We start from the raw sequence: 14,774 nt of genomic DNA, 5'->3' as shown, positions 1-14,774 counted from the left end.
AATGAGAATAGCATAAAATAGCCTCAATTTTTAGTGTATTAACGGCGTTAGAAATGCCAGACGGGATTTCCCTATCTTCGCATCATTTTGTCTGCATCATTTTAGGATTTTTTTTCATGCACAATTCGCTTGTAGAATTTTCCTTATCTTCACCCAGACTTTACTAAGCTTTATATGAATTCAATACCTAAAATTATACTGTCTATATCTTTACTAGCACTCTCGGCAGTAACTTATGGACAGCAAGTCATTTCCGCTCAGGAACGCCAAGATGTGAGCCGTATACTCAATACCTTAGCCGCCGACGATATGCGTGGGAGATCTGCTTTGACAAAAGACATCGAACCTGCTGCAGATTTTATCGCTGCTGAAATGAAGAGAATAGGCCTGACCCCCTACGCAGAACAAAATTATAGGCAGACATTCCAATTGGATAAAATCTCTCCGGTAAGCAAATCCGCAACCATCAATAAGCAGGTTATTGCAGCTGACCATATTATTTCACTTGGAAACCATGTGGATTTACAGTGGGATAATCAAAGTAGCCTTAACATCGTCGAAATAAAATCGGGTGATGATTTTGCGAAAGTATTTAGAGAACATTCACTGGCCAAAGAAAATACACTTGTCTTGGTAGATCCTTCCTTTGAAAGCTATTTTGTACGTTTTGGTCAAATGCTCAACGCTCCAAAATTTATAGAGGAATCCACCAAACAAAAACCATCGATTGTCTACCTTTTGACAGCGGAAAAGCCCAAAGCATTTCAAATTCATATTGAACGGAAACTTCAAAATTTCCCCTTGTTTAATGTGGCGGGAATTATTCCCGGCAAAAGTAAACCCAACGAATACGTCATCTTTTCGGGACATTACGATCATATTGGCATTCTTCCGGCAGTGGGTCAAGATTCTATTGCCAACGGAGCCGATGATGATGCCTCGGGCGTAACAGCGATGTTGACCCTGGCAGATTACTACAAAAAACAGAATAAAAATGAAAGGACCCTTATTTTTGTCGCCTTTACCGCCGAAGAGCTTGGCATGTATGGCTCAAAATATTTTTCCAACCATATCAATGCGGATCAGGTAGTCGCGATGATCAATATGGAAATGATCGGAAAAGACTCAAAATTCGGTCCCAATACGGTATATATCACGGGATATGATCAATCCAATCTTGGCGAATTGATGCAGGAGAATCTGAAAAATACAACCTTCAAATTCTACCCAGATCCTTATACCAAACAGAATCTGTTTTACCGTAGTGACAATGCAGTATTAGCGGCCAAGGGAGTTCCGGCACATTCGTTCTCAACCTCTCAAATGGATAAGGATGAATACTACCACACCGTAAAAGATGAGGTATCTACGCTAAACGTTCAGAACATTATTTCCAGTATAGAAGCGATCGCGATAGGTATCTCGGGAATTGTAGAAGGCAGACAAACACCTTCCCGCGTCGAAAAACTAAAAGATTAAGAAACAGCTGAAGCGTTGACTTCCTTTTGCATAACATAGTCGTTTAGCACATAATCATAATAAGGAATATCAATAGCTTCAATGACCTCAAAGCCCTGCTTTAAATAGAAATGGTAAGCAGGGTTATTTCTATTTACATTTAGTTCAAGAATACCTTTACCTTTTAGTCGTGTTTTTTCCGAAGCGAAGTCTATCAGTGCCTTTCCGAAACCTTTTCCTTGAACGTTAGGCATCAAGTAGAGCTTTTCAATACGGACGCGATCTTCAAGAGTTCTCAAGGCAATAAATCCCTGTCCGATACCATCTTCTTTCAAAATATAGAAAAATTGGCCATTAACCATGCTTTCTGCAAGTCCTTCAACGGTATAGCTTGTTTCCAGCATAAAGTCAATTTGGTCCTGTGAAAGTATGGCTCCATAAGTAACTGGCCAAATAATATGCGCCATATTTGAAATGCTTCTGATATCGCTTTGTTCTGCCAATTCTATTGTTATCATGCGATCTTTTCTCCTATTAAAATGTATTTTACATGGGAAAATTTAAGGACAAATAAGCCGTCTTTTTCCATTTCGTATTCGTTGTCACTGATCTTAATCAAGCCTTCGTGCGTATTTTTTCCATCAGTATCAAGTCCCTCAATTCGGATCCTTTCCCCTGCCGGCTTCCATTTGGTGAATCCTGTTGTCACAAAACAATAGCGAACCCCATTCGTGATAAGGACAACATTAATCTGCTCAAGATAGGGCTCGTAATACGCCACATCAAGCTGATCGGTCAAGATATTCACCGCTTTATACTGATGTGCTACAAGGTATTCAATAGCGGTCCTTAGAAAAGCATTATCATAGGAAATTACCTTCAGATTCTCCTGTGACGCGTTAATGGCATTTTTTGTAAAAACAATATCGAACTTATACCCTCGTGCATCCAGTAAATCCATTGTTCCTTCTTCGATTACAATGGTTGGGCTCCATTCCAGTAGCTGGCCCAAATCCTCTTCATCAATAAGGAAAAGATCTTCAATCAGTAATGCGGGTTCCTGATTTTCGCGGACAATATGATGAGATGACATAGGTTCTATTTAATAACCGAGCCTACGCAAGGTAATGTATGCCATCAATCCCGTACTGATCTCCAACGAGCTTTCGTCCACATCAAAGGTAGGCGTATGAACAGCTGAAGAAATTCCTCGTGCCGCATTACCTGTACCCAAACGATAGAAACAAGCATTAATTTCTTGCGAATAATAGGAAAAATCCTCCGCGGCAGGCCATAGATCTAAGTCTACAACATTTTCCTTACCAAGATATTCTTCTGCAAAAGTGCGTGCATTTTTAGTCAATTGAGGTTCGTTTATTAAAAAAGGATATCCCTTACGGACCTCAAATTCACAAATTGCCCCCATACTTTCAGCAATGCCGACAGCAATTTTCACCATTCTTTCATGCGCCTCAGCACGCCACTCCTCGTCAAATGTGCGAAATGTACCTTCCAGATATACTTGATCAGGAATAATATTTGTCGCTCCATTGGCAATAATCTTTCCAAAAGATAAAACCGTTGGGGTACGTGGGTCTGCAAATCGACTAGCGATCTGTTGCAAAGCGGTAATGATCTGTGCTGTAATAACAATTGGATCAATATTTTGATGCGGATGTGCACCATGCCCGCCCCTGCCTTTGACTGTCATAAACAGTTCATCGCAGGAGGCCATGTATTTTCCCTCTCGGAAACCAACCTTACCCACCTCGATAAAAGGCATCACATGCTGGCCTATTATGGCCGAAGGAGCCGGGTTTTGCAAAGCGCCCTCTTTGATCATTAAGGAAGCTCCTCCTGGCAAGCGCTCCTCACCGGGCTGGAAGATCAATTTGATCGTTCCTCCAAATTCGGCTTTCAGGCTATTCAATATTTTAGCTGTCCCCAAAAGAGAAGAGGTATGTACATCATGGCCACAGGCATGCATCACTCCAGGATTCTTGGACCCATATGAACGGCCCTCCACTTCTTGGATTGGTAAAGCATCCATATCTGCGCGTAACGCAATAACTTCATCTGATGGTAGGTCACCTTTGATTAAAGCGACAATACCCGTATCGGCTTTAGCCTCATAAGGAATTCCCAATTCATCCAATTGCGCTTTTACAAATGCCGAGGTATTGTATTCTTCGAAGGAAAGTTCAGGATTCTGATGAAGATGTCTACGATTGGAAACCGTATCTTCAAAATATTGATGAGCTAAGGCCAGGACTTTTTCTTTCGTACTTGCCATAAGGTTGATTGATTTATTGATATACAAAAACGTTCTCTGAAAAAACAAAGACGTTGCTAAAATATTGACGTAACTCGCGCATGAACGCATTTGCTTCTGAACGACTTCTAAAATCTCCTACCTTAACGCGATAATTGGGTTCATCATAGGTGATGTAGGTATCAATATCTTTATACATGCTTCGGAAACGTGTCTGCTCCGAAAATGCCTGATTCCGATTTGATCCAGCGAAGATCTGTACACGGAATCCCCTTACTTTGACCCGCGTTGCCGCTGAGCGGACGACGGGTTTAGAAGGAACTACTGTCGTTTTGCTTTCGACAGGATTGATCCCCATAGCTGCCCTGAAATTTTGAAGCTGTGTAATCAATGAATCTTTGGTTACAATTACTCCACCTTTTTCTTGTGCGTTCACCTGAGCTAGCGCAAACAACACAAGTGCATGTATGAAAATCAATCCTCTCTTCAGCATAGTTTAACCTTTCTTATCGATTAGTTATTTGCGCCGTGGCAATTTTTATATTTTTTTCCTGAACCACAAGGACATTCGTCATTGCGTCCCACAGTATTCTCATTACGAACAGGTTCTTTTGCACCCTCATTCACATCCTCTTCACTCACACCTGTAGGCGAAGCCAATTCAGCTTTGCTTTCAACAGTTTTCACTGGCGCCTGCTGTACTTGTCTCGCTTGCATAGAAGTCGGTTCTTGACCTGGAATCTCTCCTTTGAAAATAAAGCTAACGACATCTTTATTCATGGAAGCCAACATCGATTTAAACAAATCAAATGCCTCCATTTTATAAATGATAATCGGATCCTTTTGTTCATAAACAGCATTTTGAACGGATTGTTTCAAATCATCCATTTCACGCAAGTGCTCTTTCCAAGCCTCGTCGATTAATGCTAATACGATTCCTTTTTCAAAAGATTTGAAAACTTCTTTACCATTGCTTTCGATCGCTTTTTTCAAATTCGCCGAAACTTGAATGCCACGGATACCATCCGTAAATGGAATAACGACATTTTCGACAATTTGACCTCTTTCCGCATACACATTATTCAATACAGGAACTGTCAAAGCGCCAACGGCTTCAATTTTATGGTGGTAAGCATTAATTGCATGCTCAAATAGACGATCGGTCAAGCCTTCAATTTTGCCTTGCGCAAATTCTTCCGCAGTAATTTCTGGTGTAATCGCAAAAATACGGATTACTTCGATTTGGAAATCTTCATAGTTACCTTGCTCTTTTGCTTCAACGACAATTTCTTCGGCTACATCAAAAATCATGTTGTTCAAATCCACATCCAAACGTTCTCCAAACAAAGCGTTTTTACGCTTCGAATAGATTACAGTACGTTGTGAATTCATGACATCATCGTATTCCAATAGGCGTTTACGGATACCAAAGTTATTCTCCTCCACTTTACGTTGTGCACGTTCGATGGATTTAGTCAACATACTATGTTGCATCACTTCCCCCTCTTCAACACCCATTTTCACCATGATGTTAGAGATTCTCTCTGAAGCAAATAAACGCATCAAGTTATCTTCCAAAGAAACGAAGAATTGCGAAGAACCTGGGTCTCCCTGACGACCTGCACGACCACGTAACTGACGGTCAACACGACGAGATTCGTGTCTTTCGGTACCGATAATTGCAAGACCGCCAGCATTTTTAACTTCTTCGGTCAATTTAATATCCGTACCACGACCAGCCATGTTCGTCGCGATGGTTACTTGTCCTGGGCGTCCAGCTTCAGCTACGATATCAGCTTCTTTTTGGTGTAACTTCGCATTTAATACATTATGTTTAATCTTACGCAATTGAAGCATACGGCTCAATAACTCCGAAATTTCAACCGATGTCGTACCAACCAATACTGGACGTCCAGCATCTGTCAATCGTTGAATTTCTTCAGCTACTGCGTTGTATTTTTCACGTGCCGTACGATAAATCAGATCCTGACGGTCATCGCGTTGTGCAACACGATTCGTCGGAATTTCGACCACATCAAGTTTGTAAATTTCCCAAAGTTCACCGGCCTCTGTCGACGCTGTACCTGTCATACCCGAAAGCTTGTGGTACATACGGAAGTAATTTTGCAGTGTAATCGTTGCGTAAGTTTGTGTTGCATCTTCTACTTTCACATTCTCCTTTGCTTCGATCGCCTGGTGCAAACCATCTGAGTAACGACGGCCATCCATGATACGACCTGTTTGCTCATCAACAATTTTCACTTTACCTTCATCAACGATATATTCAACATCATTTTCAAACAAGGTATATGCTTTTAACAGCTGGTTAATCGAGTGAATACGCTCTGCTTTAATTGAATAATCGCGCAGCATGTCTTCTTTCTGAGCTGCCTTTTCTTCCAAAGTCAAAGAAGACTTTTCAATTTCGGCAATCTCAGTACCAACATCCGGTAAAATAAAGAATGAAGGATCTTCACCTGTTGCTGTAATCAACTCGATACCTTTTTCTGTCAATTCTACTTGATTATTCTTTTCATCAATCACAAAATAAAGTTCTGCATCTACTTTAGGCATATTTTTATTTTGCTCTTGCATATAGTAGTTTTCTACTTTTTGTAAGATAGAACGATTAGCACCTTCGCTTAAGAACTTGATTAATGCTTTATTTTTAGGTAAACCTCGATAAGCTCTTAATAATGCTAAACCTCCGCCTTCAACATCAGAATCTCCTGCCGCCAGCGCTTTTTTAGCATCATTCAAGACTGTATTGATGTAAGCTTTCTGTACATGTACCAAACGTTCGATACGCGGTTTTAATTGGTAGAATTCGTGTTGATCGCCACGAGGAATCGGACCTGAGATAATTAGTGGTGTACGCGCATCATCAATCAATACAGAGTCAACCTCATCGACCATGGCAAAGTGTAATTTTCCTTGCACCAATGCGTCTGGAGTCTGAACCATATTATCACGTAGATAATCAAAGCCAAACTCATTATTCGTACCATATACGATATCCGATTGATAAGCCTTACGACGTTGCGGGGAATTTGGTTGATGTTTATCGATACAGTCAACAGATAGCCCATGGAACTCAAATAACGGTGCATTCCACTCCGAGTCACGACGAGCAAGGTAATCATTCACCGTTACGATGTGTACTCCTTGACCAGAAAGAGCATTTAGATAGGTCGGTAATGTTCCTACCAACGTTTTACCCTCACCTGTTGCCATCTCGGCAATTTTACCGCTGTGCAATACAATACCACCGATTAACTGGACATCATAGTGTACCATGTTCCAAGTGACCTCAGTACCTGCAGCCATCCATTTGTTTTTCCAAATCGCCTTATCACCATTGATGATAACGTTTGATTTGTAAACAGCCAATTCTCTGTCAAAATCGTTGGCAGTAACTTCTAATTCTTCGTTTTCTGTCAAACGTCTTGAAGTTTCTTTTACCACAGCAAATGCCTCCGGTAAAATATCCTTCAATACCTCTTCCAACTTCTTGTCACGGTCTTTGGACAATTTGTCCACTTGCTCGTAAATAGAAGTTTTCTTTGCCATATCGTCCTCGTCTTGATCCGCTTCTTTTTTAAGCGTATCAATTTCTTGGTCAATATCTGCTAGGTAATTTTTAATTCTTTCTTTGAAATCAACGGTCTTGGCACGTAACTCGTCATTGGTTAGATTTGAAAGCTTCTCATATTCAGCTTTGATTTGGTCTACCACAGGCTGAATTCCCTTGATATCTCTCTCGGATTTACTTCCAAATAATTTACTTAAAAACTTTAACATAATTTTTTTTCTATCTCAACTTAAGATTTTGTACAATAATGACTCCAAAGTAAAATTGCAGACAATTTGACACTAATCGGGCAAATTTAGTTATTAGATATGATATCTAACAGCTTACATCCATTTTTTTTACGTTATTTTTATTGAAAATGTCAGTTCCTTTCAGCCAGCAAGAATCCCATATATATTTATCCCTTTTTACGCCACCTTTACGTGAAGTTTTTCTGGGTAATATATGCCTCTAATCCGTCAGCTGATTATGATAAAAACAGCTTTTGGTCTGATTGCGGAATGAATCCCAGTTCCTGAGCCTTTTCAAACATCTTCGTAATCGCATCACGTCCTTCATGCCCCAACTCTACTGAATATTTATTGACATAAAGTTCAATATGCTTGTACATCACCTCTTCACTCATTTCCTGTGCATGCGCACGAATAAATTCAAGTCCAGATTTCGGATTGGCAAATGCGAATTCTACACTTTCCTTTAAAATTGTATTCAACGTATCCTTCACCTTTTGTGGCAAACTACGTTTTACGACAATTCCGCCAAGAGGAATCGGAAATTTTGTCGTCTTCTCCCAGTACTCCCCCAGATCTACGACTTTATGCAGTCCTTTTTCAGCATAAGTGAATCTATTTTCATGAATAATCAATCCCAAATCAATGGATCCATCAAGTAAGGCTCCCTCAATATCCGAAAAAACAAGTTCAACTTTATTTTTTAATTCGGGGAATGCCAAGCTTAATAAAAAGTTAGCGGTTGTATACTTTCCTGGATAACCCACTTTCAGTTGATCGAATCCCTCTAGGCTTTCAGCTCTTTCTAATTTTTGCTGAAGTAATTTCGCTAATTTCGGATCCTTCGTAATCAGCATAGGCCCTACACCAAATCCTAAAGCACTACCTGCATCGAGCAGTTCATAATCTTCAACCGCGTAGGCAAAGGCATGATAGCTCAGCTTGGTGATGTCAAGATCGCCTTGAAAAGCTTTCAAGTTCAAGGTCTCCACATCTTGATATTCCACCTCAAAATCCAGTCCTTTGGTATCTATCTTATGATGAATCAATGCATCAAAAATAAATGTATCGTTTGGACATGGAGAAAATCCTAATGTTAATTTCATGTTGTACAAAATTTTTTCCCCATCCGTCAGATGGGATTTATGAATTTTAATCAAACCGTAATTCTATGCGTTATCAGGTAAAGTATCATTGCCAAAAAAGTACTGGCGATAATTCCTTTTCCGAGATGATCGTTTCCCGACCGATACGCAAAACGTAAAAGCACTAAATTAACCAATACGGCTATGGTATAGATAGCCATGGGTTTCTCGGGTAAAAAATGAAGTTCAAGATCCGTAAAACGTACTAAAATATGAGCCAATACTGGAGATACAGTACCGATACCCAATCCTATCCAGAGATTATTTTTCACGTTTATCGTCTCCCCTTGTATTTCCCAGATGATCAAAGCTCCATGAATTCAATTCTGGGATAGCGTGATGTGCCGTCATATCGAACTGTGTCGGAACGACAGATACATAACCATTGGCCAATGCAAAACTATCGGTATCTTCCCCCCTGTCCTGCAAGACAAATTTACCCGTTGTCCAATAATAATCGCGATTGTGTGGATCAATGCGTTCATCAAATTCTTCCACCCAATGTCCTCCAGCCTGTCTACAAATTTTAATCCCTTTAAAACCTGCTGTTTGCGGAAAATTAACATTCAGCAATGTATTTTTAGGAAGACCATTCGCCAGCACCTGCTCGGCAATAGAAATCACGTAAGGTCTGCAATAGCTAAAATCCGCATCATGAGAAAAGTTATCGAGCGAAAAACCAACAGAAGGAATCCCTTCAATAGCCCCTTCTACCGCAGCAGACATCGTACCGGAATACAAAACATTGATTGAATTGTTGAGCCCATGATTGATTCCCGAGACGCATATATCTGGCTTTTGCCCTTTAAAAACTTTATTCACCGCAAGTTTCACACAATCTACCGGTGTTCCTGAACACTGATACATTTCAACCCCTTCATATAAATTGATTTTATCCAAACGTAACGGTCTACCAAGTGTAATGGCATGCCCCATTCCAGATTGCGCCGAATCAGGAGCAACGACAACTACATTTCCGATTTTCTGCATCTCCTCCAATAGCACCTTAATCCCCGGCGCTGTGATACCGTCGTCATTAACAACTAAAATATTGGGTTTCATATGTAAATAATTTCTTTTTTAAAGGTCATCAGGAATCTCCAGTTCTCTCCATCTGTGTTTATGCTTTTAGAATCGGGTATTTCTTTTTAACCATATACGAAGTTAGTAAATCTGAAACCGAGATGTAAATAATATTGACACAACAGGCAATTATTATCTGTAAAGGTCGCTCATTAGGACATGGCAAACAGCATAAGCGACTGTGGAAACAGGAGTTCAAACGAACACAGGGAAGCTGCAAGGGAGCGCTGAGTTTAAGCGCAGCAAACAAAGATGAGATGGTAACCAAGTTATATGTTTTAACAGTGCTTGTTCAGTGCTCGTTCAGTGCTTGTTCAGTGCTTGCTCAGTAACGACTGAATAAATAATGATTAATCACTGTCTAAACATTGGTTAAATATTGTTATTAGATATAATTTGGTAGGGGTATGATTTACCACCGATCACTACGACATCGTTTGCGTAAGATTGTGTCGTTATTGACAAATATTAGCCCTAAATTTAGCATTCAAACAGACAAACAAAGATAATAATTCAGTTATGAGCATTAATTTTGAATCCCGTTATGCAATAGGGCCAAAGGAATACAAAACTTTAGATACACAAGGGTTAAGGGAAAATTTTCTAATTGAAACAGTTTTTGAAGAAGACAGAATTAATTTTGTCTATACCCACTATGATCGCTATATGGCTGGTGGAGCAATGCCTGTAAGCTCAAAAATCAAATTAGATACCATTCCCGCATTATTAAAAGAACCTTACTTCCTTTCTAGAAGAGAGTTGGGTATTATCAATGTCGGTGGGAACGGTCAAGTTGAAGTTGACGGCATTACCTATGATCTCAATACCAAAGAAGCCCTTTATATCGGCCAGGGTGCTCAAGAGGTTTATTTTTCAAGCAAGGACGCCGCACAGCCCGCAAAATTCTATTTAAACTCTACACCTGCACATTGCAGCTACCCAACTAAAAAGGTAACGAAAGAAGATGCAAATAAAATAGAATTGGGTTCATTGGAAACAGCTAACCACCGTACGATAAACCAGATGTTATTGAACAAAGTGGTACAAACCTGCCAATTACAGATGGGAATGACCGAGTTAAAACCGGGCTCTGTATGGAATACAATGCCATCCCATACCCACGATCGTCGTATGGAAGTCTATTTCTATTTTGAATTACCAGAGGGACAGGCGGTATCACATTTTATGGGACCCATCGATGAGACCCGCCATATTTGGATGCACAACGATCAGGCTGTAATTTCTCCACCATGGTCAATTCACTCCGGAGCTGGAACTTCCAATTATACCTTTATATGGGGAATGGCGGGTGAAAATTTAGATTATGACGATATGGACAAATGTGCCATCACAGAATTGAAGTAATATGAAAAAAACACTCGTATTGAGTTTAGCGCTAGGACTTTCAACACTTGCTTTTGCGCAGAACAACAAAACCATTACTGTAAACAACTCTTCCGCTAGCGCAAGAACAGAGTTGATCAGCATCCCTTATACAACATTCGAGAAACACTTCGACCTGAAAAACAGTGTATTTACGATTGTGGATAAGGACAAAAAGGAACTCGCCTATCAACTTGAAAAACTAGGAAAACCGACGGCACAAAATATTTTAATCCAAATAACCGTTGCTCCTAAAAGTTCAACAACCTTCGGGGTAAATGGGAATAAACCCACAACTATTGCTTCCAAGACCTATGCAAGATACGTCCCTGAACGCAAAGATGACTTTGCATGGGAAAACGATATTGCAGCGTTTAGAGCCTATGGAAAGGCTTTAGAAGGTAGCTCTGAGGACGCACAGGGTTTTGACTTCTGGGCAAAACGTAGCAATGACCTTGTTGTTGACGAATGGTATAAAACCGGGGATTATCATGCCGATCATGGCAAAGGATTAGATTATTATTCCGTCGGACAAACCTTAGGTGTTGGTGATGCAACCCCCTTTATTGACGAACAGGTTGTTTACCATAAGCATTATCGCCAATACGAGGTATTGGACAACGGTCCGCTACGCTCCACATTCAAACTTATCTATGAACCGGAGAATGTAAAGGGTCAGCAGCTACAGGTTGAAAAGACCATTTCCCTAGATGCTGGGAGTCAATTGAACAAAATAAGCTATTCTATCAAAAACGCAACCTCTGCCTCTACGCCAATTGTTGTGGGGATCGCTAAAAGAAAAGAGGAAAAACCTCAAATTCTAAATGATGTAAAGAATGGCATTTTAGCGTATTGGGAACCTGCAGAAGGAGATAAAATTACTGGAACTGCGGTTATCCTACCAAAAGTAAAATATGTATTCAAAGATAGTCCAAAACAATTTTTACTGGCAACCACCGTCAAAAATGATAAACCACTGGTTTATTTTGCGGGGGCTGCATTCAATAAAGCGGGTAAAATAGGTAGTTTTGAGCAATGGCAGTCTTATTTAAAAACATTTAAAAATAATTTAGATCAACCGTTAACAATAAAATATTCAAAATAATGTCCATACTGCAATCTTTTGACTTAAGTGGGAAAGTAGCCTTGGTAACAGGCTGCAAAAGAGGAATTGGCAAGGCAATTGCCGAAGCATTGGCTGAAGCCGGAGCAGATATTATCGGCGTTTCAGCGTCATTGGAAACTGAAGGCTCTGCAGTAGAAAAATCCGTAAAAGCATTAGGCAAAAATTTCTATGCCTATCAGTGTGATTTCTCTAAACGGACAGAACTTTACAAATTTATCGAAAAAGTAAAATCAGCGCATCCGACGATTGACATCCTGTTTAACAATGCTGGAAATATCCTTCGTAAACCTGCTGCCGAGCATCCAGATGAATATTGGGATGAAATTATCGAGATCAATCAAAATGCGCAATTTATATTAACACGTGAAATTGGAAAGGACATGATTTCACGTGGAACTGGAAAGATCGTATTTACAGCATCTTTGTTAACTTTCCAAGGTGGCATCAATGTTCCGGGATATGCCGCTTCAAAAGGTGCTGTAGGATCTTTAGTAAAGGCTTTTGCGAATGAGTGGGCTTCCAAAGGTGTCAACGTAAACGGATTTGCTCCAGGATATATTGCCACGGATAATACCGAGGCCCTTAGAGACGACCCTGAACGCTCTAAGTCCATTTTGGACCGTATACCTGCAGGTCGCTGGGGAACCCCAGAAGATTTTAAGGGGCCAGCTGTATTCCTCGCTTCAAAAGCGTCTGACTATGTACATGGAACCATCCTTACAGTGGATGGTGGCTGGATGGGAAGATAACAATCAACCTTTACGATGAATTTGTTTTAAGAGTCTTTATCCGAAGGGGTAAAGACTTTTTTTACAATTCTAAACCCCAGATTACTAAAAGATGCATTGGGACTAACTGAACCTATATAGACTGTATTAAAAGCAGCACAGCTATTTTTACTACACCACCAGGAGCCTCCTCGGGCATGGGCAATAGAGCGATCACCATCTCTTTCAAGCTTTCCGGTACAAAATTCAAAGACATTTCCAAAGATGTCATAAAGCCCCCATGGATTGGGTTTGAATTTTCCGACAGGAGAAGTATACAGATAGCCATCGGAATAATCCGCTTTCAAATGATCTCTTCCATGCCATACATTTGCATATTCACCCATATTCTCCTTACTGAAACCTTCAAAATAATAACCTTCGCTACCCGCTCTTGCCGCCACCTCCCATTCGTCAAAAGAGGGCAATCTACAGTTTGCCCATGTACAATATGCTAGCACATCCTTATAGGAAATGCAGGTAACAGGATGATCCATCTTAGCCTCAATGCCGCCACGACTTATACCATTCGGAAAGCGCCAATAGGCTGTACTATCCTGTAGCCAACGAAACTCCGCCAATCCAGGCTCAAAGACCATGGCGTTGTGATACCGTTCTGCTAATGTTTTATAGCCTGTTGCTTGAACAAATTTCTCAAATTCAGCGTTTGTCAGCTCAAACTTAGCGATCCAAAACGATTCAACATTTACAACTCTTTTGGGATTGTCTAGGCTACCTGTATCACCCAAATGATAGTCTCCGGCCGGAATCTGGATATAGTTTCCAGCTTGGGCTTCACATTGGAGATGTAAAACAATCAATCCTATCAAATAGAGTAATTTCCTCATTCTCCTTGCCGTTTGTTATAATACAAATTTGAAGTTTCGAATACTAAAAATCCAACTGCACTACTTGCTTTTTTTCTCATCGTAATATTTAAGCGCCCGCCTAAAGATCAGCGCCTCATTTTCTTTATTGTAATTTAGATAGGAGTAATAATTGCTATTTTCTCCATATAACTTTTTAAAAGACGTAGACTTTATAAATTCACCATATTCACCTCGTTTCATCAGCAACATCAATAAGGTCAGGGCATCTTTGTCTTTCGGTGTTTTCTTGGCATAATCAATAATAAAAGGAATCATTTGCCAACCGTTTAGTTCCACTAGGGCATGCTTATAATTTACCCCCATCCGTTTGCTTCGGATAACAGATTCCTGGATAAGTTTGATTACTGAATCCCTATTCTCCTGCAAAAAATCGGTCTGTCTTTGCGACCAGGACGACTCATTAAAACCGTCCAATAAGGTACCGAAGATTTTTTTGTCGATCTGCGTTTGGTATTCAGGTATAGCGCAATTCTGTGCATATAGTTCTGCGTGAATCATGGTATAGGTAAACTTTTCGCGCAGGGATAGCTTTTTAAAATCAGTAGCCGAAATTGCATTTGTTCCAGCATCGGTCGTTTCTTTATCTTCTTCGGGGATTATTTTTGCGATTAACGCCTTTACTTTGTCCAAACCATAGGGCGGGATGGTCATTTTGTTCCGCACTTCGATAGCGGCAGGATCCATAAAAAGACTCTCGTCATCCTCCGGATTTGTTTGTGCAAAAACACCTGCCCAACACAGGAAAGAAATAAAAAATAAAAGTCCCCTTTTCATATCGTATGATTTAATATCTTTTAAAAATAAAGAAATTACTGCTACAAAAATTAT

The 14,774-nt window shown here is 40.1% G+C and carries 14 protein-coding genes; 4 read left to right on the top strand and 10 right to left on the bottom strand.

The window, feature by feature from the left end; all coding sequences use genetic code 11:
- Nucleotides 1–174: 174 nt before the first annotated feature.
- Nucleotides 175–1,479: a M20/M25/M40 family metallo-hydrolase gene (locus K2F45_RS00145; protein WP_075990451.1), complete on the top strand. Its 1,305-nt coding sequence runs from the start codon at nucleotides 175–177 to the stop codon at nucleotides 1,477–1,479.
- Here the strand turns inward: K2F45_RS00145 and K2F45_RS00140 are convergent.
- The 8 genes from K2F45_RS00140 to surE all read right to left on the bottom strand — a co-directional run bounded on the left by K2F45_RS00140 (nucleotide 1,476) and on the right by surE (nucleotide 9,759).
- The gene (locus K2F45_RS00140) at nucleotides 1,476–1,976 is read right to left on the bottom strand and encodes a GNAT family N-acetyltransferase (protein WP_248932755.1); all 501 of its coding nucleotides are present in this window, start codon (nucleotides 1,974–1,976) and stop codon (nucleotides 1,476–1,478) included. The genes K2F45_RS00145 and K2F45_RS00140 overlap by 4 nt on opposite strands.
- Complete coding sequence (locus tag K2F45_RS00135; RefSeq protein ID WP_075990449.1) at nucleotides 1,973–2,551, bottom strand: hypothetical protein; 579 nt, start codon at nucleotides 2,549–2,551, stop codon at nucleotides 1,973–1,975. The genes K2F45_RS00140 and K2F45_RS00135 overlap by 4 nt, the downstream gene beginning before the upstream one ends.
- A gap of 9 nt (nucleotides 2,552–2,560) precedes the next feature.
- Complete coding sequence (locus K2F45_RS00130) at nucleotides 2,561–3,751, bottom strand: M20 metallopeptidase family protein (RefSeq protein WP_075994568.1); 1,191 nt, start codon at nucleotides 3,749–3,751, stop codon at nucleotides 2,561–2,563.
- 13 nt (nucleotides 3,752–3,764) lie between these two features.
- Entirely contained in the window at nucleotides 3,765–4,223 is a 459-nt protein-coding gene (locus tag K2F45_RS00125) for an SPOR domain-containing protein (protein WP_075990448.1), read from the bottom strand.
- Nucleotides 4,224–4,243: 20 nt separating this feature from the next.
- Nucleotides 4,244–7,531 (bottom strand): preprotein translocase subunit SecA, encoded by a 3,288-nt coding sequence (gene secA / locus K2F45_RS00120; protein WP_075990447.1) that lies wholly within the window; start codon nucleotides 7,529–7,531, stop codon nucleotides 4,244–4,246.
- 257 nt (nucleotides 7,532–7,788) lie between these two features.
- Nucleotides 7,789–8,658 carry a menaquinone biosynthesis family protein gene (locus K2F45_RS00115; RefSeq protein WP_075994567.1) on the bottom strand — a complete coding sequence of 290 codons (870 nt, stop codon included), beginning with the start codon at nucleotides 8,656–8,658 and terminating at the stop codon, nucleotides 7,789–7,791.
- 50 nt (nucleotides 8,659–8,708) lie between these two features.
- Complete coding sequence (locus K2F45_RS00110) at nucleotides 8,709–8,969, bottom strand: hypothetical protein (RefSeq protein WP_075990446.1); 261 nt, start codon at nucleotides 8,967–8,969, stop codon at nucleotides 8,709–8,711.
- The gene (surE, locus tag K2F45_RS00105; RefSeq protein ID WP_075990445.1) at nucleotides 8,959–9,759 is read right to left on the bottom strand and encodes a 5'/3'-nucleotidase SurE; all 801 of its coding nucleotides are present in this window, start codon (nucleotides 9,757–9,759) and stop codon (nucleotides 8,959–8,961) included. The genes K2F45_RS00110 and surE overlap by 11 nt, the downstream gene beginning before the upstream one ends.
- Before the next feature lie 540 nt (nucleotides 9,760–10,299).
- On the opposite strand from surE, the gene kduI reads away from it, so the two are divergent.
- From kduI to K2F45_RS00090, 3 genes are read left to right on the top strand one after another with little or no spacing between them, the layout of a single operon-like run.
- Entirely contained in the window at nucleotides 10,300–11,145 is an 846-nt protein-coding gene (gene kduI, locus K2F45_RS00100; protein WP_075990444.1) for a 5-dehydro-4-deoxy-D-glucuronate isomerase, read from the top strand.
- Nucleotide 11,146: 1 nt separating this feature from the next.
- Complete coding sequence (locus K2F45_RS00095; RefSeq protein WP_075990443.1) at nucleotides 11,147–12,268, top strand: DUF4861 family protein; 1,122 nt, start codon at nucleotides 11,147–11,149, stop codon at nucleotides 12,266–12,268.
- A gap of 5 nt (nucleotides 12,269–12,273) precedes the next feature.
- Nucleotides 12,274–13,038 carry an SDR family oxidoreductase gene (locus tag K2F45_RS00090; protein WP_172840746.1) on the top strand — a complete coding sequence of 255 codons (765 nt, stop codon included), beginning with the start codon at nucleotides 12,274–12,276 and terminating at the stop codon, nucleotides 13,036–13,038.
- Between the two features lie 26 nt (nucleotides 13,039–13,064).
- On the opposite strand, the gene K2F45_RS00085 is transcribed toward K2F45_RS00090, so the two are convergent.
- Both K2F45_RS00085 and K2F45_RS00080 read right to left on the bottom strand, forming a co-directional pair.
- Nucleotides 13,065–13,904 carry an SUMF1/EgtB/PvdO family nonheme iron enzyme gene (locus K2F45_RS00085; protein ID WP_248932754.1) on the bottom strand — a complete coding sequence of 280 codons (840 nt, stop codon included), beginning with the start codon at nucleotides 13,902–13,904 and terminating at the stop codon, nucleotides 13,065–13,067.
- Between the two features lie 60 nt (nucleotides 13,905–13,964).
- On the bottom strand, nucleotides 13,965–14,720 hold the full coding sequence (locus tag K2F45_RS00080; RefSeq protein WP_248932753.1) for a hypothetical protein: 756 nt from the start codon (nucleotides 14,718–14,720) through the stop codon (nucleotides 13,965–13,967).
- Nucleotides 14,721–14,774 lie beyond the last annotated feature (54 nt).

Source organism: Sphingobacterium siyangense (assembly GCF_023277505.1).
GTDB lineage: Bacteria > Bacteroidota > Bacteroidia > Sphingobacteriales > Sphingobacteriaceae > Sphingobacterium > Sphingobacterium siyangense.
Note: the sequence above shows the minus strand (reverse complement) of the source record. Positions and strands in the feature narration are given on the sequence as shown.

Bases quoted from the DNA above. Each gene is read 5' to 3' on its own strand.
- K2F45_RS00145 (WP_075990451.1), top strand. From the start codon at position 175: ATGAATTCAATACCTAAAATTATACTGTCTATATCTTTACTAGCACTC.
- K2F45_RS00140 (WP_248932755.1), bottom strand. From the start codon at position 1,976: ATGATAACAATAGAATTGGCAGAACAAAGCGATATCAGAAGCATTTCA.
- K2F45_RS00135 (WP_075990449.1), bottom strand. From the start codon at position 2,551: ATGTCATCTCATCATATTGTCCGCGAAAATCAGGAACCCGCATTACTG.
- K2F45_RS00130 (WP_075994568.1), bottom strand. From the start codon at position 3,751: ATGGCAAGTACGAAAGAAAAAGTCCTGGCCTTAGCTCATCAATATTTT.
- K2F45_RS00125 (WP_075990448.1), bottom strand. From the start codon at position 4,223: ATGCTGAAGAGAGGATTGATTTTCATACATGCACTTGTGTTGTTTGCG.
- secA (WP_075990447.1), bottom strand. From the start codon at position 7,531: ATGTTAAAGTTTTTAAGTAAATTATTTGGAAGTAAATCCGAGAGAGAT.
- K2F45_RS00115 (WP_075994567.1), bottom strand. From the start codon at position 8,658: ATGAAATTAACATTAGGATTTTCTCCATGTCCAAACGATACATTTATT.
- surE (WP_075990445.1), bottom strand. From the start codon at position 9,759: ATGAAACCCAATATTTTAGTTGTTAATGACGACGGTATCACAGCGCCG.
- kduI (WP_075990444.1), top strand. From the start codon at position 10,300: ATGAGCATTAATTTTGAATCCCGTTATGCAATAGGGCCAAAGGAATAC.
- K2F45_RS00095 (WP_075990443.1), top strand. From the start codon at position 11,147: ATGAAAAAAACACTCGTATTGAGTTTAGCGCTAGGACTTTCAACACTT.
- K2F45_RS00085 (WP_248932754.1), bottom strand. From the start codon at position 13,904: ATGAGGAAATTACTCTATTTGATAGGATTGATTGTTTTACATCTCCAA.
- K2F45_RS00080 (WP_248932753.1), bottom strand. From the start codon at position 14,720: ATGAAAAGGGGACTTTTATTTTTTATTTCTTTCCTGTGTTGGGCAGGT.